The organism is Pseudomonas sp. LS.1a (assembly GCF_022533585.1).
Classification (GTDB): Bacteria; Pseudomonadota; Gammaproteobacteria; order Pseudomonadales; family Pseudomonadaceae; genus Aquipseudomonas.
The window spans coordinates 1,739,255-1,757,801 of the sequence record NZ_CP092827.1 but is presented as its reverse complement, the minus strand read 5'-3'; the positions used below and the strand labels follow the sequence as shown (position 1 = coordinate 1,757,801).

General features: G+C 63.9%; 19 protein-coding genes. 9 read left to right on the top strand and 10 right to left on the bottom strand.

Annotated features, from left to right (window positions below; all coding sequences use genetic code 11):
- Positions 1-473: 473 nt before the first annotated feature.
- Positions 474-2,237 carry an ABC transporter transmembrane domain-containing protein gene (locus MKK04_RS08095; RefSeq protein WP_207831719.1) on the bottom strand — a complete coding sequence of 588 codons (1,764 nt, stop codon included), beginning with the start codon at positions 2,235-2,237 and terminating at the stop codon, positions 474-476.
- Positions 2,238-2,450: 213 nt separating this feature from the next.
- Between MKK04_RS08095 and MKK04_RS08090 the strand changes: the two genes are divergently transcribed.
- On the top strand, positions 2,451-2,624 hold the full coding sequence (locus MKK04_RS08090; RefSeq protein WP_170929323.1) for a PA1571 family protein: 174 nt from the start codon (positions 2,451-2,453) through the stop codon (positions 2,622-2,624).
- 176 nt (positions 2,625-2,800) lie between these two features.
- Here MKK04_RS08090 and pdxB read toward each other — a convergent pair whose 3' ends face one another.
- The 4 genes from pdxB to rlmM all read right to left on the bottom strand — a co-directional run bounded on the left by pdxB (position 2,801) and on the right by rlmM (position 5,617).
- Positions 2,801-3,943, bottom strand: a complete 1,143-nt coding sequence (pdxB, locus tag MKK04_RS08085; protein WP_241106441.1) for a 4-phosphoerythronate dehydrogenase PdxB — start codon at positions 3,941-3,943, stop codon at positions 2,801-2,803.
- A 60-nt stretch (positions 3,944-4,003) separates the two neighbouring features.
- Complete coding sequence (gene tusA, locus MKK04_RS08080; protein WP_016500764.1) at positions 4,004-4,246, bottom strand: sulfurtransferase TusA; 243 nt, start codon at positions 4,244-4,246, stop codon at positions 4,004-4,006.
- A 21-nt stretch (positions 4,247-4,267) separates the two neighbouring features.
- Positions 4,268-4,429, bottom strand: a complete 162-nt coding sequence (locus tag MKK04_RS08075; protein ID WP_241106440.1) for a hypothetical protein — start codon at positions 4,427-4,429, stop codon at positions 4,268-4,270.
- Between the two features lie 123 nt (positions 4,430-4,552).
- A complete protein-coding gene (gene rlmM / locus MKK04_RS08070) occupies positions 4,553-5,617 on the bottom strand; it encodes a 23S rRNA (cytidine(2498)-2'-O)-methyltransferase RlmM (RefSeq protein ID WP_233687114.1) in 1,065 nt (354 codons plus the stop codon).
- A 216-nt stretch (positions 5,618-5,833) separates the two neighbouring features.
- Between rlmM and acnA the strand changes: the two genes are divergently transcribed.
- The 3 genes from acnA to MKK04_RS08055 all read left to right on the top strand — a co-directional run bounded on the left by acnA (position 5,834) and on the right by MKK04_RS08055 (position 11,192).
- The gene (gene acnA, locus MKK04_RS08065) at positions 5,834-8,575 is read left to right on the top strand and encodes an aconitate hydratase AcnA (RefSeq protein ID WP_207831723.1); all 2,742 of its coding nucleotides are present in this window, start codon (positions 5,834-5,836) and stop codon (positions 8,573-8,575) included.
- Positions 8,576-8,651: 76 nt separating this feature from the next.
- Positions 8,652-9,428, top strand: a complete 777-nt coding sequence (locus MKK04_RS08060; RefSeq protein WP_241106439.1) for a CPBP family intramembrane glutamic endopeptidase — start codon at positions 8,652-8,654, stop codon at positions 9,426-9,428.
- A gap of 198 nt (positions 9,429-9,626) precedes the next feature.
- Entirely contained in the window at positions 9,627-11,192 is a 1,566-nt protein-coding gene (locus MKK04_RS08055) for a methyl-accepting chemotaxis protein (RefSeq protein WP_207831727.1), read from the top strand.
- Between the two features lie 241 nt (positions 11,193-11,433).
- Here MKK04_RS08055 and MKK04_RS08050 read toward each other — a convergent pair whose 3' ends face one another.
- From MKK04_RS08050 to MKK04_RS08030, 5 genes are all read right to left on the bottom strand, one after another.
- On the bottom strand, positions 11,434-12,318 hold the full coding sequence (locus MKK04_RS08050) for a pseudouridine synthase (protein WP_207831729.1): 885 nt from the start codon (positions 12,316-12,318) through the stop codon (positions 11,434-11,436).
- Between the two features lie 51 nt (positions 12,319-12,369).
- A complete protein-coding gene (locus tag MKK04_RS08045; RefSeq protein WP_207831731.1) occupies positions 12,370-12,678 on the bottom strand; it encodes a transcriptional regulator in 309 nt (102 codons plus the stop codon).
- Between the two features lie 65 nt (positions 12,679-12,743).
- A complete protein-coding gene (locus MKK04_RS08040) occupies positions 12,744-13,175 on the bottom strand; it encodes a D-Ala-D-Ala carboxypeptidase family metallohydrolase (protein WP_207831733.1) in 432 nt (143 codons plus the stop codon).
- An 87-nt stretch (positions 13,176-13,262) separates the two neighbouring features.
- Positions 13,263-13,502, bottom strand: coding sequence for a glutaredoxin family protein (locus MKK04_RS08035; RefSeq protein ID WP_019096182.1), 240 nt, complete (start codon positions 13,500-13,502; stop codon positions 13,263-13,265).
- A gap of 71 nt (positions 13,503-13,573) precedes the next feature.
- On the bottom strand, positions 13,574-14,782 hold the full coding sequence (locus tag MKK04_RS08030; RefSeq protein WP_233694775.1) for an ammonium transporter: 1,209 nt from the start codon (positions 14,780-14,782) through the stop codon (positions 13,574-13,576).
- 314 nt (positions 14,783-15,096) lie between these two features.
- Between MKK04_RS08030 and MKK04_RS08025 the strand changes: the two genes are divergently transcribed.
- The 5 genes from MKK04_RS08025 to MKK04_RS08005 all read left to right on the top strand — a co-directional run bounded on the left by MKK04_RS08025 (position 15,097) and on the right by MKK04_RS08005 (position 18,543).
- A complete protein-coding gene (locus MKK04_RS08025; RefSeq protein WP_063913869.1) occupies positions 15,097-15,411 on the top strand; it encodes a DUF883 family protein in 315 nt (104 codons plus the stop codon).
- 9 nt (positions 15,412-15,420) lie between these two features.
- Positions 15,421-15,795 carry a phage holin family protein gene (locus MKK04_RS08020; RefSeq protein WP_013971683.1) on the top strand — a complete coding sequence of 125 codons (375 nt, stop codon included), beginning with the start codon at positions 15,421-15,423 and terminating at the stop codon, positions 15,793-15,795.
- The gene (locus MKK04_RS08015) at positions 15,792-16,121 is read left to right on the top strand and encodes a hypothetical protein (RefSeq protein WP_233687116.1); all 330 of its coding nucleotides are present in this window, start codon (positions 15,792-15,794) and stop codon (positions 16,119-16,121) included. Before MKK04_RS08020 ends, MKK04_RS08015 begins: the two co-directional genes overlap by 4 nt.
- Positions 16,122-16,310: 189 nt before the next feature.
- Positions 16,311-17,642 (top strand): deoxyguanosinetriphosphate triphosphohydrolase, encoded by a 1,332-nt coding sequence (locus MKK04_RS08010; RefSeq protein ID WP_063913867.1) that lies wholly within the window; start codon positions 16,311-16,313, stop codon positions 17,640-17,642.
- Between the two features lie 283 nt (positions 17,643-17,925).
- Positions 17,926-18,543, top strand: a complete 618-nt coding sequence (locus MKK04_RS08005; RefSeq protein ID WP_207831741.1) for a response regulator transcription factor — start codon at positions 17,926-17,928, stop codon at positions 18,541-18,543.
- Positions 18,544-18,547: the final 4 nt, after the last annotated feature.

Here is an 18,547-nt window from a genome sequence, read left to right as displayed (position 1 = left end):
ACCTGCTGCTCGCGAGCCTGGAACTGCTGCCAGTACTTGTCCATGTCAGCCGGCTGGCGCCCGCGCAACAGTACGTTCTTCCATTCCTGCACCTGGATCTTGAACTGCAGGTTGGCTTCGTCGATCAATTGCGAGGCCCGCAGCGGCCCGTCGACCAGCTCGGCGTAGCCGCGCACGCTGGACGAGAGGAACTGGAAGCACACCAGGGCGATCAGCAACATCGCCACCAGACTGCCGCCGAGCAGGGAGAGAATTTGCACTCTGAGGGATTTACGCAACATCTTGGATCTCGGAAAGCAGGAGGAAGACCGGGGGGCCGCGCAAGCTGGCAATGGGGTGCAACGCAGCCCGGTTACTGGCAGGCCAAAAAAAGGCTGCCATCAAGCAATGGCAGCCAGGTCGAGCACTTACGCAACAGTTGAGCTAGATACTCTCAGGCAAATACTACAGAAATGTTACAAGGCCACTACAAGCTACCCCGTAGTGAACTGCAAGGCCGCCAGCCGCGCATACAACGGGCTCTCTTCGATCAACTGGCGATGCGTCCCCACCGCCACCAGACGGCCCTTGTCGATGACCGCGATACGGTCGGCATGCTGTACCGTAGCCAGCCGATGGGCGATCACCAGGGTAGTGCGCCCGGCCATCAGGCGGGGCAACGCCTGCTGGATCAGGTGTTCGCTTTGCGCGTCGAGGGCGCTGGTGGCTTCGTCCAGCAACAGGATCGGTGCATCGACCAGCAACGCACGGGCGATGGCCAGGCGTTGCCGCTGCCCGCCGGACAGGCCGATGCCGCCCTCGCCCAGCGGTGTCTGGTAGCCCTGCGGCAGTTGCCGGATGAATGCGTCGGCATGGGCACCACGGGCCGCTGCCTCGACCTCGGCCAGGGTCGCCTCGGGCCGGCCATAGCGGATGTTGGCCTCGACCGTGCCGCGAAACAGCGAAGGGTTTTGTGCCACCAGGGCGAACTGCTGGCGCAGTTGAGCGGGGTCGAGTTCGGTAATCGCCCGGCCATCGAGCAGGATGCGCCCTTGCTGGGGGTCGTAGAAGCGCAACAACAAATCGAACAAGGTCGACTTGCCCGCCCCCGATGGCCCAACCAGCGCCACGGTCTGCCCCGGCTCGATGGCCAGGCTCAGGCCATCGACAGCCGCCACCGAGGGCCGTGACGGATAAGCGAACACCAACTGCTGCAACTCGATACGCCCACTGGCCCGCTGCTGCGGCAGCACCTGCGCCACGGCGGGCGGCAGGATTGCACTGCGCGCCGCCAACAGTTCGGCAATGCGCTCGGCCGCGCCCGCCGCCCGCTGCAGCTCGCCGATCACCTCGCTGAGGGTACCGAAGGCACTGCCGACGATCAGGCTGTAGAACACGAAGGCGGCCAGTTCGCCCGCAGAAATGCGCCCGGCGATCACGTCCATGCCGCCAACCCACAACATCACCCCCACCGCTCCCAGCACCAGCACGATCACCAGGGTGATAAGCCAGGCACGCTGGGCAATCCGCTGCCGGGCCACGGCAAACGCCGCTTCGACCGTGCCGGCGAACAGCTCGCGGTCGTGCGCCTGATGGTTGTAGGCCTGCACGGTCTTGATCTGCCCGAGGGCCTCGGCCACATAGCTGCCCACATCGGCCACCCGGTCCTGGCTCTGCCGCGACAGGCTACGTACCCGGCGGCCGAACAGCAGGATCGGCGCCAGCACCAGCGGCAGCGCTACCACCACGATGCTGGTGAGCTTGGGGTTGGTGATGAACAGCAAAGCCACGCCACCGATGACCATCAGCGCGTTGCGCAGGAACATCGACAGCGATGAACCGATTACCGATTGCAGCAAGGTGGTATCAGCGGTCAGCCGCGACTGGATCTCGGAGCTGCGATTGTCTTCGAAAAACCCAGGGTGCAAGCCGATCAGGTGGTCGAACACGGCCCGACGGATATCGGCCACGCAGCGCTCGCCGATCCACGACACCAGGTAGAAGCGGCTGAAGGTACCCACCGCCAGGGCCAGCACCAGCAGCAGGAACAGCCCGATGGTCTGGTTGAGCTGATGCGCGGAGCGGGTCATGAAGCCCTGGTCCACCAGCAGGCGGATGCCCTGGCCCATGGACAAGGTGATGGCGGCGGTGACAACCAGTGCCAGCAAGGCCAGCAGCACCTGGCGACGGTACGGGCGAACGAACTGCCAACCCAGGCGCAAGGCGCGGCGTTGACGCGAGGAAACCGATTCGGGCATGGCGCGGACCACTATGGTGGGGAATCCGCAGCCTACCACTCATCCAGGCCTGGGGAACCCTTGCAAGGTTGCTATAGCCTATCGGTCTAACCAGGCTATGGAGCTTTGTGGCCGTTTCTGCTGGACTGTGGCTGCCGTGATCCTGCAGGCACTGTCACAGGCCGGTCACGGCACAGGGTTACCCTGCGCTTGAACCTGATGAGGAGACAATACATGAGCTTGCAGCATGGCAGCGACAACCAGAAGCCCCGGACCACCCCGCAACCGCAGGTGTGCGGTTCGATCATCGACGCCCAGGGGCGCGAAGTACCGATCACCGAGCAGATGATCCAGCAGGCCTGCAAGGCCCTGGAAGAAAGCCGGGTAGAGCGCGTACGCAAAGGTTGATCGGCGAATTTCTTGCAACCCGGCGCTTGCGCCGGGTTTTTATTTGCCTGAATCCTGTGCTGGCCTTTTCGCGGGTAAACCCGCTCCCACAGGGGCTGCACCAGCCTTGAGATCAGCGGGGCACCTGTGGGAGCGGGTTTACCCGCGAAAAGGCCGGTACTGCGCTCAACATACCGTCAGACCAGCACCCCACCCAAGGCACTGACCAGCTGCGCCAACTGCGGCGACTCCCCACGCAAGCGCACCCCTAGCCCCTCGATCTCGCGCCGTGGCGGGTACTGCTTGCGCAACTGGTCGAATGCTGCACGCTGTTGCTGCGGGTCGTCGCTGAGGCTGCGGCGGAAATCGGCATCGTCGCGGCGTGGGTCGTACACCGCGCGGCACAGGGTGGCCATGGCCCAGGCCGGGTCGGTGCTGGCATCCAGTTCGATCTGCGCAAGCGGCGGCCGAGGCAGCAGGTCGGCCAGTTGCACCTGTTCATCCACACCGAGGAAGCCGCACAGCGCCTGGTAGATCTGCGCCGTACCACGCTGGCGACCGTCGAGGCTGTAGCCGGCAATGTGCGGCGAAGCCAGCGTGCACAGGTCGGCCAGTTGCAAGTCGACCTGCGGCTCACCCTCCCACACATCCAGCACCGCATGCACGTCTTCGCGGTCCAGCAGCAGTTCGCGCAGGGCCGCGTTATCCACCACCGGGCCACGGCTGGCGTTGACCAGCCACGCACCCGGGCGCAACTGGGCCAGCTGCGCCTGGCCCAGCAGGTGCCAGGTCGGGTGCTCGCCGCCACGCTGCAAGGGGGTGTGCAGGCTTATAACATCGCACTGTTGCAGGATGGTCTCGAGGCTGACGTAGTCGCCGCCCTCGGCGGCCTGGCGCAGCGGGTCGCATACCAGTACCTTCCAGCCCAGGCCGTGCAGCACCCGCACCAGGCGCCCACCCACTTCACCCGCGCCCACCACGCCATACACGCGCTCGGGCAGTGCCACGCCATCCAGCTCGGCCAGGGTCAGCAGGCTGCCCAGCACGTAATCGACCACGCCGCGGGCATTGCAGCCCGGCGCGCTACTCCAGCGGATACCGGCCTCGGCAAAGTAGTTCAGGTCGAGGTGGTCGGTGCCGATGGTGCAGGTACCGACAAAGCGCACACGGCTGCCTTCGAGCAACTGGCGGTCGACCTTGGTCACCGAGCGCACCAGCAGGATGTCGGCGTCCTTGACGCTGGCGGCATCGAGGCTTCGGCCCGGGTAACGGCGGATTTCGCCGAAACCCTGGAAGAAGGCATCGAGCAGCGGGATGTTCTCGTCGGCAACTATCAGCATGGCGCTCTCCTGTCTGGGGAACGCAGTGTAGGCGCAACGCCGGGCGTGTTCCAGAGCGCTTCAGTCGGCTTTCTTGCGGATCCAGTACAGGAAGGTACCGGCGTCCTCCTGCTGCTGCAGCAGTTCGTGGCCGAGGAAGTTGCAGAACTTGGGGATGTCGCGGCGGGTCGAGGGGTCGGTGGCGATGACCTTGAGCAGGCCGCCAGCGGCCAGGTCACGCACGTGCTGGTGCAGCATCATCACCGGTTCCGGGCAGTTCAGGCCAGTGGCGTCGAGGATGGCGTCGGGGGTGAAATCGGTCATGGGGGGCTCCGCAAATGATCGTCATTGTCGCGCATCGCGCGACGTGGTCCAAGCACCGCCTGCGAACACGCTGAGCCAGCTCTTGATCTTGATCTTGATCTTGATCTTGATCTTGATCTTGATCTTGATCTTCGCGACTTCAGGAGGCCGAGCGAAGGGCTTGCGGAGGGAGGTGACGGGCATGGATGCCCGTCACCTCCCTCCGCAAGCCCTTCGCTCGGCCTCCTGAAGTCGCAATCTGCGGCGCCTGAACTATCGCGCGCTTAGAAGCAAAAGCCGAAGCAAGAGCAAAGCGATTCGCTGTGCTCAGCGCGGTTTCAAGTCCATCCGGCGCAGATGGCAGGTCACTTCCTCACGGTCGTGGTACAGCTGCTTGCAGGCAATCGACACCTTGATCTTGCGCGCCTTGAACGTCGCCTCCATGCGGTCGAGCAGCCGGCGTACTTCGGCGTAGCGCTGCTTCATCGGCAGCTTCAGGTTGACCACCGCCTCACGGCACAGCCCCTCACCCAGCCAGGTCTCGATCAGCGAAGTGGTACGCGCCGGCTTCTCGACGATGTCGCACACCATCCAGTCCACCGGCTGCTTCGGTTGCCAGGTGAAACCATCGGCCATCAGGTGCTGGACCAGCCCTGTGTCCATCAGGCTTTCGGCCATCGGCCCATTGTCGATGGCAGTCACCAGCATGCCCCGGCGCACCAGTTGGTAGGTCCAGCCACCCGGCGAAGCCCCCAGGTCGACACCGGTCATGTCATCGCCCAGGCGCTGTTCCCACTGCTCGCGCGGAATGAACTGGTGCCAGGCTTCTTCCAGCTTGAGGGTCGAGCGGCTGGGTGCCTCGCGGGGGAATTTCAAACGCGGGATGCCCATGGGCCACAGCGCGCTGTTGGTAGCAGGGGCAACGCCAGCGAACACCCGGCGGCCGCTGATGAAGGTGAGCAGCAGGCGTGGGCGGCTGGCATCGTCGACCAGGCGGCCGGCCTTTTCCAGGGCCTTGCGCAGCGGCACCTCGAACTTGCGGCAGAAGGTAGACAGTTCCTTGCCTTCGTTGCTGTCCAGCACCTCCAGCCACAGGCTGCCGAACACCGGAAAGTCGGCCAGGTGCGCCAGCAACACACTGATACGGTCGCTTTCAGGCAGTTCGACATAACCGCCACGGGCCCACTGCCGCGGGAAAATCAGCTGGTTGAAGCGCAGTTCCCCCATCAAGCGCTCGGCACCGCCCTCCTCGCTACAGACAAACTCGGCACTGGCACTTTGCGGCTTGCCTTTGGCATAGCCGGCAACGCCCAGGCGGGCGGCATGTTCGCTGATTTCGGCGCACACCTCACCCTCGAAACCGGGCCGGCAATGCATGAACAGGGTATTCATCTCTCACTCCACTACGGCTGGCGCACCACAGGCGCTGGCAGGGCGGCGATGATAAAGGAAGATCGGAACCTGCGACACGCCCCGCCGGTCCAGAAAAGGGTCAGGTGACGCAAAGCGGTCTAACCTGACCTTTCAGCCAGGTCCGTGCCGTGCGGATCGACACAGAGCGGTGCCACCGGCAGATCTTGCCAGGCACCGGCGCAGAAGGAGTTGGCAATGCCCTCGCTCGATAGCCTGAATACCCTCAAATCCCTCAAGGTCGGCGACCAGACCTACCATTACTTCAGCCTCACCGAGGCCGCCCGCCAGCTGGGCGACCTGCAGCGTCTGCCCATGTCGCTGAAGGTGCTGCTGGAAAACCTGCTGCGCTGGGAGGACGGCAAGACCGTCACCGGCGACGACCTGCGCGCCCTCGCCCAATGGCTGGGCGAGCGGCGCTCCGACCGCGAGATCCAGTACCGCCCCGCGCGGGTACTTATGCAGGACTTCACCGGTGTGCCGGCCGTGGTCGACCTGGCCGCCATGCGCGCAGCCATGGCCAAGGCCGGTGGTGACCCGCAGCGAATCAACCCGCTGTCACCGGTGGACCTGGTAATCGACCATTCGGTGATGGTCGACCACTACGGCACGCCGCAGGCCTTCAGCGAGAACGTCGATATCGAAATGCAGCGCAACGGCGAGCGCTACGCCTTCCTGCGCTGGGGGCAGAGCGCCTTCACCAACTTCCGCGTGGTACCGCCGGGCACCGGTATCTGCCACCAGGTCAACCTGGAATACCTGGGCCGCACCGTCTGGACCCGTGAAGCCGATGGTCGCACCTACGCCTTCCCCGACACCCTGGTCGGCACCGATTCGCACACCACCATGATCAACGGCCTGGGTGTGCTCGGCTGGGGCGTGGGCGGCATCGAAGCGGAGGCGGCCATGCTCGGCCAGCCAGTGTCGATGCTGATCCCCGAAGTGATCGGCTTCAAGCTGACCGGCAAGCTGCGTGAAGGCATCACCGCCACCGACCTGGTGCTGACGGTGACGCAGATGCTGCGCAAGAAGGGCGTGGTGGGCAAGTTCGTCGAATTCTATGGTGATGGCCTGGCCGAGCTGCCCTTGGCCGACCGTGCGACCATCGCCAACATGGCCCCGGAATACGGCGCCACCTGCGGCTTCTTCCCGGTCGACCAGGTGACCCTGGACTACCTGCGCCTGTCAGGGCGCCCCGAGGCGACCGTGCAACTGGTCGAGCAGTACTGCAAAGCCCAGGGCCTGTGGCGGCTGCCGGGCCAGGAGCCACTGTTCAGCGACAGCCTGGCGCTGGACATGCAAGAGGTCGAGGCCAGCCTGGCCGGGCCCAAGCGACCGCAGGACCGGGTGGCCCTTGGCCAGGTCAGCCAGGCCTTCGACCACTTCATCGAACTGCAACCCAAACCGCTGGCCAAAGAGGTCAGCCGCCTGGAAAGCGAAGGTGGCGGCGGCGTGGCGGTAGGCAACGCCGACCAGGCCGGGGAAATCGAATACAGCCATCAGGGCCAGACCCAGATCCTGCGCGATGGCGCCGTGGTGATCGCCGCGATCACCTCGTGCACCAACACCTCCAACCCCAGCGTGATGATGGCCGCCGGGCTGGTGGCGAAAAAGGCCCTGGAAAAAGGCCTGAAGCGCAAACCCTGGGTCAAGAGCTCGCTGGCGCCAGGCTCCAAGGTGGTGACCGACTACTTCAAGGCCGCCGGGCTCAGCCCTTACCTCGACCAACTGGGGTTCGACCTGGTCGGCTATGGCTGCACCACCTGCATCGGCAACTCCGGCCCGCTGGATGACGCGATCGAAAAAGCCATTGGCAGCGCCGACCTCACCGTGGCCTCGGTGTTGTCGGGCAACCGCAACTTCGAAGGCCGCGTGCACCCGCTGGTCAAGACCAACTGGCTGGCCTCGCCGCCGCTGGTGGTGGCCTATGCCCTGGCCGGCAGCGTGCGCCTGGACCTGACCCGCGATCCGCTGGGCACCGGCAAGGACGGCCAGCCGGTGTACCTGCGCGACATCTGGCCCAGCCAGCAGGAAATCGCCGCCGCCGTAGCCAAGGTCGACACGGAAATGTTCCACAGGGAATACGCCGAAGTGTTCGCCGGCGATGCACAGTGGCAGGCCATCCAGGTACCGCAGGCGGCCACCTACGTATGGCAAGCCGACTCCACTTATATCCAGCACCCACCATTCTTCGACGACATCGGCGGGCCACCCCCGCAGATCACCGACATCCAGGGTGCGCGGATCCTGGCGCTGCTGGGTGACTCGGTGACCACCGACCACATTTCCCCGGCCGGCAACATCAAGGCCGACAGCCCGGCCGGGCGCTACCTGCGTGAGCAGGGCGTGGAGCCACGCGACTTCAACTCCTACGGCTCGCGGCGTGGCAACCATGAAGTGATGATGCGCGGCACCTTCGCCAACATCCGCATCCGCAACGAAATGCTGGCGGGCGAAGAAGGCGGCAATACCCTGCACGTGCCCAGTGGCGAGAAGCTGTCGATCTACGACGCGGCCATGCGCTATCAGCAGGAAGGCACCCCGCTGGTGGTGATCGCCGGCCAGGAATACGGCACCGGTTCGAGCCGCGACTGGGCGGCCAAGGGCACCAACCTGCTGGGGGTCAAGGCGGTGCTGGCGGAAAGCTTCGAGCGCATTCACCGATCCAACCTGGTTGGCATGGGTGTGCTGCCACTGCAGTTCAAGGCCGGGCACAACCGCAAGCAACTGGGGCTGACCGGCAAGGAGCGGATCGATGTGCTGGGCTTGCACGGCGCGCAGATCCGCCCGGGCATGAGCCTGCCCTTGCGTATCACCCGCGCAGATGGGCAGCAGGAACAGATCGAGGTGCTGTGCCGGATCGATACCGTGAACGAGGTGGAGTACTTCAAGGCGGGGGGTATATTGCATTATGTGTTGCGACAGCTGATTGCGAGCTGAGGCGGGTATGCTTGGGTCCGCTGCCGGCGATGGACCGCGCAGCGGACCCAACATTGTTCAATCAGAAGGACCACTTGTGCCTCGCTTCCACCTGATCGCACTTTTACTCCTGGCGCTCGGCTACACCCTCGCCCTGAGGCACGGCAACCTCGGCATCGCCACCCTGCCCACCTTTCTCGCCCTGCTCGCCAGCGCTCTGCTCACTCGCCGTCCCCAGCGCTGGCAACAAGCCCTGGGCCACACCTTGTTCATCCTGCTGGCCATCGCCCTGGCCCTGCACTGGCTGCCCGGTTTCGACGCGGCCAAGGTAATCGACGGCGTCATCTTCAGCCCCGGCGCCCTACCCTTCACGATGTACCTGAACCTGGACAAACCGCTGATCGGCGCGTGGCTGCTCCTGGCCTGCCCTTGGCTGATCCTGTGGCGCAGCCAGGGCCTGGTGACCAGTCTGCTGTACGTCCTGCCCCTGACCCTGCTTGCCTGCCTGGGTGGTGCCTGGGCACTTGGCATGCTGGCCTGGGCCCCGAAATGGCCCGACCAGGCCTGGCTCTGGCTGCTGAACAACCTGCTGCTGGTAAGCCTGACCGAAGAACTGCTGTTCCGCGGTTACATCCAGGCCGGCCTGCAACGGTTGTTGCGCCACCAAGGGCTGGCATTGTTCGCCGCCGCCTTGCTGTTCGGCCTGGCCCACCTGGGGGCCGGCTGGCAATGGGTGTACCTGGCCACCCTTGCCGGTATCGGCTACGGCCTGGCGTACCGCTGGGGCGGTTTGGCGGCCGCGGTGCTCTGCCATTTCGGCCTGAACCTGGTGCACTTCACCCTCTTCAGTTATCCGATGCTAGCTCTTGGCTAGCCAATCGGTCACCATTCGACTTATCCGTCATTAAACAGCAGTAAAAACGCAATAATGACGCTAACTTGCTTGAACGTGCTCGCGGGATAACCCATAGCAACTGATGGCTTATTGCCGCGGATCAAGCACATTAAATATTCATTCAATAAAACCAGCGGCTTGCCGATACCTGTCGAAAGCCCTGCGGACTATCAACCCATGCGTAACAACCAGCCGATTACCCAGAGAGAACGGACTTTCCCTGCCCAGCAGCGGTTGATCTCCACCACCAATGCCAAAGGTGTGATCACTTACTGCAACGATGCCTTCATCGAGATCAGTGGTTTCACCCGCGAGGAGCTGACCGGTGCGCCGCACAACCTGGTACGCCACCCCGACGTGCCGTCTGCCGTGTTCGCCCACATGTGGCAAACCCTCAAGCAAGGGCAGCCGTGGATGGGCATCGTCAAGAACCGCTGCAAGTCCGGCGACCACTACTGGGTCAACGCCTATGTCACGCCGATCTTCGACAACAATCAGGTCGTCGGCTTCGAGTCGGTGCGGGTCAAGCCCACCGCCGAACAGATCCGCCGTGCCGAGGCGCTGTACCAGCGCATCAACCAGGGCAAGCCGCCGGTACCGCGCCGGGACAAATGGCTGCCGATACTGCAGGACTGGCTGCCGTTCATCCTGATCAGCCAGGTGGGCTTCCTGATCGGCAACTGGCTGGGCCATTCCTGGGGCTTCGCCCTGGCCGCCGGGCTTTCCGTACCGCTGGGCCTGCTGGGCCTGGGCTGGCAGCAGCGCGGCCTCAAGCGCCTGCTGCGCCTGGCCGAACAGACCACCTCCGACCCGCTGATCGCGCAGATGTACACCGACAGCCGTGGCGTGCAAGCGCGCCTGGAAATGGCCATGCTCAGCCAGGACGCGCGCATGAAAACCTGCCTGACCCGCCTGCAGGACAGCGCCGAACACCTCAGCGAACAGGCGCGCCAGTCCGATGTCCTGGCACACAAGAGCTCTTCGGGCCTGGAACGCCAGCGGGTGGAGACCGAGCAGGTCGCCGCTGCGGTCAACCAGATGGCCGCCACCACCCAGGAAGTGGCCAACCACGTGCAGCGCACTGCCGATGCCACCCAGGAAGCCAACCGCCTGACCAGCCAGGGCCGGCAGATTGCCGGTGAAACCCGCGAGGCCATCGAACGCCTGTCGGCAGCCGTAGGCGAGACCGGCCAGACAGTGACGCAACTGGCCAAGGACAGCGACGAGATTGGTGGCGTGGTCGATGTGATCAAGGGCATCGCCGACCAGACCAACCTGCTGGCGCTGAACGCAGCCATCGAAGCGGCACGAGCCGGTGAAATGGGCCGTGGCTTTGCCGTGGTGGCTGACGAAGTACGCCAGCTGGCCCAGCGCACCGCCGAGTCCACCGGGCAGATCCACGGCCTGATCGCCAAGCTGCAACAAACCGCCAGCAATGCCGTGCTGACCATGGAAACCGGCCATCGCCAGGCGCAGGAAGGCGTTGACCGTGTGATGCAGGCCGACGAGGCCCTGGTTGGCATCAGCGAAGCGGTGGCCAACATCACCGACATGGCCACACAGATTGCCGCCGCAACCGAGGAGCAGACTGCAGTGGCTGACGAGATCAGCCGCAACATCAGCACCATTGCCGAACTGGCCGACCAGACCGCCGAACAGGCGCAGCACTCGGCACTGCTCAGCGAAGAGCTGACCAGCACGGCGGGTACCCAGTACTCGCTGGTGGAGCGGTTCAACCGCTAGGGCAGCTTCCAAAGGTACGGCATGCACTTTTTACGTGCGCCGTACTTGTGGGAGTAAATGTCTTGCTCAAGATCTAAAAGATTGCGTGGTCACTGTGGGAGCGGGTTCACCCGCGAACACCGGCGAAGCCGGTGCCATCTACCGCGCAGGCTTCTTCGCGGGTGAACCCGCTCCCACAGGGGACCGCGCAAGCTTTCAGAGTGCATTTACAGCAGTTGTTCCTGCGATGAGCGCGTGAGCATTACCAGTCCAGCTGCAAGCGGCTCTCGAAGTAGCGCTCCTCCCCACTCAGCGGGTCTGCAAAACGCAGGCTCTGCGCCAGCAGTTTCAGCGGCCGCTGGTAGTCGTCCTCGTCGTTGAGCAGTTGCGGATAGAACGGGTCATTGCTGATCCCCGCCCCCAATGCCGCCATGTGCACGCGCAACTGATGGGTCTTGCCGGTCACCGGCGACAGCCCGTAACGCCACAGCTCGCCATTCTTCTCCAGCACTTCGGCCAGGGTTTCGCTGTTGGCCTCCCCCTCTACCTCATGCATGCGGAAAAACGGCTCGCCATGCACCAGACGGCTTTTGTGCACCAACGGAAATGCATGCTGCGGCATGGCCGCGGCAATGGCCTGGTAGCGCTTGTCGATGCGTCGTTCGGGGAACAGCCGCTGGTAGGCACTGCGGCTCTGCGGGTTGGCGGAAAACAGCACAAGCCCGGCGGTATGCCGGTCGATACGGTGCAACGGCACCAGGTGCGGGTTGCCCAGCCGGCGGATCAGGCGGCGCAGCAAGGTCTGCTCGACGTATTCACCGGTCGGCGTCACTGGCAGGAAATGCGGTTTGTCGGCCACCACCAGGTGCTCATCCACATGCAGCACCACCTCCTGCACCGGGATCGGCCGCTCGTTCGGCACTTCGCGGAAATAGTGCAGACGCATGCCGCGCTTGTACGGCAGCCCGGCCGACACCGCCCGCCCCTCGGCATCCAGCACCCGACCACGGGCAAAGCGGTCGAGCCATTGGGCCCGATCAATGGCCTTGAAATGGTCACACAGGCAGTCGAGCACGGTCGCCCAGTTACCGGGTGGCAGGCACACCGTGCTGGCTTGCTGGCGGGCGGGGTCGAAAGGCGTGGTCATGGCAGGGCTCGAAACGTTCACGGCCGCGCATTATCCCCCAAGCCCACGCCCTCAACCAGCCTGGACCATCGCCTCGCTGCGCTCCTTGAGCCAGCGCAGCACCTGCACGGGCTCCCAGCGGCCCGGGTCGTAGAGGGCATACAGCAACCCCTGGTAACCCACCACATCCAGCCCGCGGTGGTAGCCGGCACGCTGGAACAAGGCCTCGATCTCGGCGAAACAGGTATTGAAGTGGACCTTGCCAAACGGCGTGCGGTCGTCGGTCACCAGGCCTTCGAGACGCAGTTCCAGAACGGCGTCGGCCACCCGCTCGACGGGCATACGGTTGACGCTGTACTTGAGTTGCTCGACATTGAGCATGGCTTCACCCTGATACTGTACTTATATACAGCATACGAACATCCCCTTGCTGGCGTCAATGCGCTTCATCGCAGCCCCGGCAGGTAGCCGCTACCTTTGCGAATGGTCAGCACCTGCCGCCGCGGCGTGTCGCGCGTTACCGACAGGTGCACCCACCTGTCGAATTCCAGGATGAGTTGATCGAAGGGCACGGCACTTTCGCTGATCCGCCGCACGGTTTCCCGCGGGCTGAGTTTTATCACCGTGAAGTCTGCTGCCAACCCCTGGATATGCTGGCTATTCGCGGCACCGCCAATCGCCCGGTTTAGCTGCTCACTGCGGTAACCGCTGCTGACGATGACTGGGGCATTGAACAGTGCGCGCACCTGTTCCAGCGCACAGCACAGCAGTTGCAGGTTGGCCCTGGCCTCAGGAGGTGGTGAGTTGTCGAATCCGTCCCTGGCAGCGAGTTGAGAAACGATCATTTCATCAAGCGTGAAATGCGGGGTGATCAACATGGCGAGGCTCCCGATGACTGAATGTGGCACCGGATCATCAGCTCACATTCATCACCTTGGAGCAGGGTTGCAGCTCCTCTGGAGCCATTACTGCGCGAGAAACGCCACCACCTGTTCGGCATCGAACGGCCAGTGCAGTTCGCCGCCGTTGTCACAGCGGCGCAGCACGGGAATGATCAGGCCATAGCGCTCGAACAGGGCTTCGTTCTCGGCAATGTCGACCAGCTCCACCAGCAGGCCATGATCGACGAAGGGCATCAGCACCGCCTCGGCCACTTCACACAGGTGGCAGCCGAGGGTACCGAACAGTTGGCATTCAGGCAGCATGGGGCAAGTCCGGTTTGGCAGGGAGAGAGTCTATTCTAGGTCTGTCCTGCCCACCGTGCACCTGACCTGGCTCAATCCTGGCTGGTCGCGCCGATCCGGTGTAGCGACAGGTCTGCGCCCTGGAACTCCTGCTCATGGCTCAAGCGCAGGCCATGCAGCGCGCGGATCGTACCGTAGACGGCGAAACCACCGGCCAATGCCACCAGCACGCCCATCAGGCTGCCCAGCAACTGGCTGACCAGACTGACGCCGCCCATGCCGCCCAGGGCCTCCTGGCCGAACACGCCGCAGGCAATGCCCCCCCATACGCCGCACAGGCCATGCAACGGCCACACGCCCAGCACATCGTCGATCTTCCAGCGGTTCTGTGCCGCAGTGAAGGTCCAGACAAACAGCGCGCCCGCCACCAGACCGGTAGCCAGCGCACCGATCGGGTGCATCAGGTCGGAGCCGGCACACACTGCCACCAGCCCGGCCAGCGGCCCGTTATGCAGGAAGCCCGGGTCGTTACGCCCGGCCAGCAAGGCCGACAGGGTGCCACCGACCATGGCCATCAGCGAGTTGATCGCCACCAGGCCGCTGACGCCCTGCAGGGTCTGGGCACTCATGACGTTGAAGCCAAACCAGCCGATGATCAGGATCCACGACCCCAATGCCAGGAAGGGAATGCTCGACGGCGCAAACGCCACCAGCCGACCATCACGGTAGCGCCCACGGCGAGCGCCCAGCAGCAGCACCGCCGCCAGCGCCAGCCAGCCGCCCATGGCATGCACCACCACCGAACCGGCAAAGTCATGGAACGGCGCGCCGAAGCGTGCCTGCAACCAGGCCTGTACGCCCAGGTTGCCGTTCCACACCACACCCTCGAAGAACGGGTAAATGAACGCCACGATCAACGCCGTGGCACACAGTTGCGGCACAAAGCGCGCCCGCTCGGCGATGCCCCCGGAGATGATTGCCGGAATCGCCGCGGCGAAGGTCAGCAGGAAGAAGCACTTGACCAGCGCATAGCCATGGTCGGCCGCCAGCGCTGCCGCTGGCTGCAAGAAGTTGACCCCGTAGGCGATCCAGTAGCCGATGAGGAAGTACACCAAAGCCGAGATGGCGAAGTCGCTGAGGATCTTCGACAAGGCGTTGACCTGGTTCTTGTAGCGTACCGTGCCCACTTCGAGAAACGCGAAGCCGGCATGCATGGCCAGCACCAGAATGGCACCCATGAGAATGAACAGGGTGTTGGAACCGTGGACCAGGGAGTCCATCGCGCTGTGCATGTTTTCCATGAAATAGGCAGACCTGCTGAAAAAGGCACCAGGACAGTTCAAGAACCTGCATCCCTGCACCGAATCGGTGCCAGCCCCCTGCCCTGTTTAGGTGAGCCGGGCGGAGCCTGCGTGGTTTTTTCTTGGGTTTGTCGTGGATTGGGTTAAGGTTTATCGGTATCCGCTGCGCTGGCGCCCTTAATCGGCGCAATACCCGACCGGGGCGCCCCGCAACGTGGCAAAGCACTTAGCAAGGCCCATACCAGCGCCGGCACTTGAACCTTCGGCGCGTGCTATTACTCGAACTACCAACACTCATCGACAGGGAGACACCCATGGCCAGCAAATCGGCAAAGACTGCACAAGAGATATTGATGGCTGACTTCCAGGCACTGGTCCGCGACACCGAGAAACTGCTGGCCGACACCGCCAACCTGGCCGGCGACCAGGCGGACGAGTTGCGTGAACAGATCCACGACCGCCTGGCCCAGGCCCGCGAAACCCTGCAACTGACCCAGGACTCGGTGCGGGAGCGCGGCCAGGCAGCGTTGGGCAGCGCCGAGCAGTACGTACAGGAAAAACCGTGGCAGGCGATCGGCATTGCCGCTGGCGTCGGCCTGTTGATCGGCCTGCTGGCCAACCGGCGCTAAGGGGTCCCCATGGAGAATGACGCCAACGGCGCCAGCGCCTCGGGCAAGCGCCTGGGCGCGGCTGCGCTGGGGCTGTTGCACAGCCATATCGAACTGTTCGGCATCGAGTTGCAGGAGCAGAAGGGCCGCACCTTGAGCCTGCTGCTGTTCGCCGGCCTGGCCCTGGTTTTTGCCCTGCTGCTGCTGACGGCGCTGTCCGGGCTGTTGCTGGTGCTGCTGTGGGACAGCTATCGCCTGGCCGGCATCATCGGCTTGTGCGTGTTCTACGGCATCGCCGCGCTGTACTGCGGGTTGCGCCTGAAGGCAGCAGTGTTCGACGAGTCGTCGCCCTTTGGCGCCACCCTCGAGGAACTCGCCAAGGACCGGGAGCGCCTGTTGCCATGAGCCTGCCAGAACTGCCAAACACCCGTAACCCGCGCGAACTGCGCAAGGCGCTGTTGCGCCTGCGCATGGAAATGCACCGCCAGGAAATCCGCCACGAATCCGCGCAACTGCTGGAGCCACTGCGCCGCGTGCGCGGCATGGGCAGCTCGCTGCACGACGGGCTGGGCATCAAGCATGCACCGCTGTGGGGGATTGGCGCCGTGGTGGCGCTGGGCTTCCTCACCGGCAAGGGCGTGCGCAGCGGCAACCTGGCGCGGCTGGTGCGCCTGGGCTCCAGCCTGCTGCCACTGCTGCGCCTGTACCTGCAAGGCAGCCGCCGCCCCTGAGCGTTTTCCGTCGACTGCACCGGCCCTATCGCCGGCAAGCCGGCGCCCACCTCGACCGCATGGGCCTCAAGCCATGCGCAATCCGTGTGGGCGCTGGCTTGCCGGCGATAGGGCCATTGCAGGCTTACCCCTTGCGCTGCCCTTCCGGACACCGGAAGCTATACCCCTCGATCCACAGGAGACCGCGCCTTGGACTGGCACACCCTGCTCACCCGCGAACGCCTGGGCAAAGCCCTGTACAGCGCCGATGAACTCGGGCGCAGCCCCTTCCACAAAGACCACGACCGCATCATCTTCTCCGGTGCCTTCCGCCGCCTAGGGCGCAAGACCCAGGTGCACCCGGTTTCCAGCAACGACCATATCCACACCCGCCTGACCCACTCGCTGGAAGTCAGCTGCGTCGGCCGCTCACTGGGCATGCGCGTCGGCGAAACCCTGCGCGACAGCCTGCCGGACTGGTGCGCCCCCAGCGACCTGGGGATGATCGTACAGTCGGCCTGCCTGGCCCATGACATCGGCAACCCACCGTTCGGCCACTCTGGCGAAGACGCCATCCGCCACTGGTTTCAGCAGGCCGCCGGGCGCGGCTGGCTGGACGACATGAGCGACGACGAGCGCGCCGACTTCCTCAACTTCGAAGGCAACGCCCAGGGCTTTCGCGTGCTCACCCAGCTGGAGTACCACCAGTTCGACGGCGGTACCCGGCTGACCTATGCCACCCTCGGCACCTACCTGAAGTACCCGTGGAGCGCGCGCCACGCCGACGCCCTGGGCTACAAGAAGCACAAGTTCGGCAGTTACCAGAGCGAACTGCCACTGCTCGAGCAGATCGCCCGCAAGCTCGGCCTGCCGCAACTGGAACACCAGCGCTGGGCGCGCCACCCGCTGGTCTATCTGATGGAAGCCGCAGATGACATCTGCTACGCGCTGATCGACCTGGAAGACGGCCTGGAAATGGAGCTGCTGCAATATGCCGAAGTCGAAGCGCTGCTGCTCGACCTGGTCGGTGATGACCTGCCGGAAACCTACCGCCAGCTTGGCCCTGGCGACTCACGGCGACGCAAGCTGGCAATCCTGCGTGGCAAGGCCATCGAGCACCTGACCAACGCTGCCGCCCATGCCTTCGTCGAGCAGCAGCAGGCCTTGCTGGCCGGGCAACTGGCGGGCGACCTGGTCGAACACATGCACGGCCCGGCCAAGCGCTGCGTGCTGCAGGCCAAGGACATGGCACGCAACAAGATCTTCCAGGACAAGCGCAAGACCCTGCACGAGATCGGCGCCTACACCACCCTGGAGATTCTGCTCAACACCTTCTGTGGTGCCGCCCTCGAACAGCACGGTGGACGCACGCCCTCGTTCAAGAGCCGCCGCGTACTGGACCTGATCGGCAACAATGCCCCCGACCCGCACGGTTCGCTGCACAGTGCCTTCCTGCGCATGATCGACTTCATCGCCGGAATGACCGACAGCTATGCCAGCGAAATGGCCCGGGAAATGACCGGGCGCTCCAGCCCGACCTGAGCCTGCCGGTGCCGCCCCGGGCATCGCTCGGAGCTGCACCGTGTAGTGTGGGAAACTTCCTACATATACTGGCGGCAAGTTAAACAGCACGAATAAAAATCAATGAAAAGTTACCAATCACGCTTTGACATCGAGTTAAACGCGCCTGTTTCGTAGCCCGTTTTGTTTTATCTTGTAAGCCATTTCCCATATAGAGCTAATAGCCCTTCCTCGCATGCCCGATGACTTCCAACTGCGATAAGGTTCCGCCTGTCACCCTCAGTCGCCCGTAGGGAAGTTGAACATGCATTCCATATTTATTGTCGACGACCATCCCGTCATTCGCCTGGCCGTCCGTATGTTGCTGGAAAACCAGAATTACAAGGTTGTCGGCGAGTCGGACAACGGCGTGGACGCCATGCAGATGATTCGCGAAACCGCTCCTGACCTGGTCATCCTCGACATCAGCATCCCCAAGCTAGACGGGCTGGAGGTGCTTGCCCGCTTCCAGGCCATGGCCCTGCCCCTGAAGGTGCTGGTACTGACTGCGCAGTCTCCCGCATTGTTTGCCGTGCGCTGCATGCACTCGGGTGCTGCGGGCTACGTGTGCAAGCAGGAAGACCTGAGCGAGCTGCTCAGTGCAATCAAGGCCGTGCTGGCCGGTTACAACTACTTCCCCAGCCAGGCAATAAAGCATAACCAGGCGGTAGATGCCGACCTGCAACTTTTCCGTCAGGTGAATGACCGCGAACTGATGGTGCTGCAACTCTTCGCCCAAGGCCGCAGCAACAAGGAAATTGCCAAGGGCATGTTCCTCAGCAGCAAGACCGTCAGTACCTACAAGAAGCGTCTGATGCACAAACTTAAGGTCAATACACTGGTCGACCTGATCGAAATGGCCAAACGCAACGCGCTGGTCTGAGGGT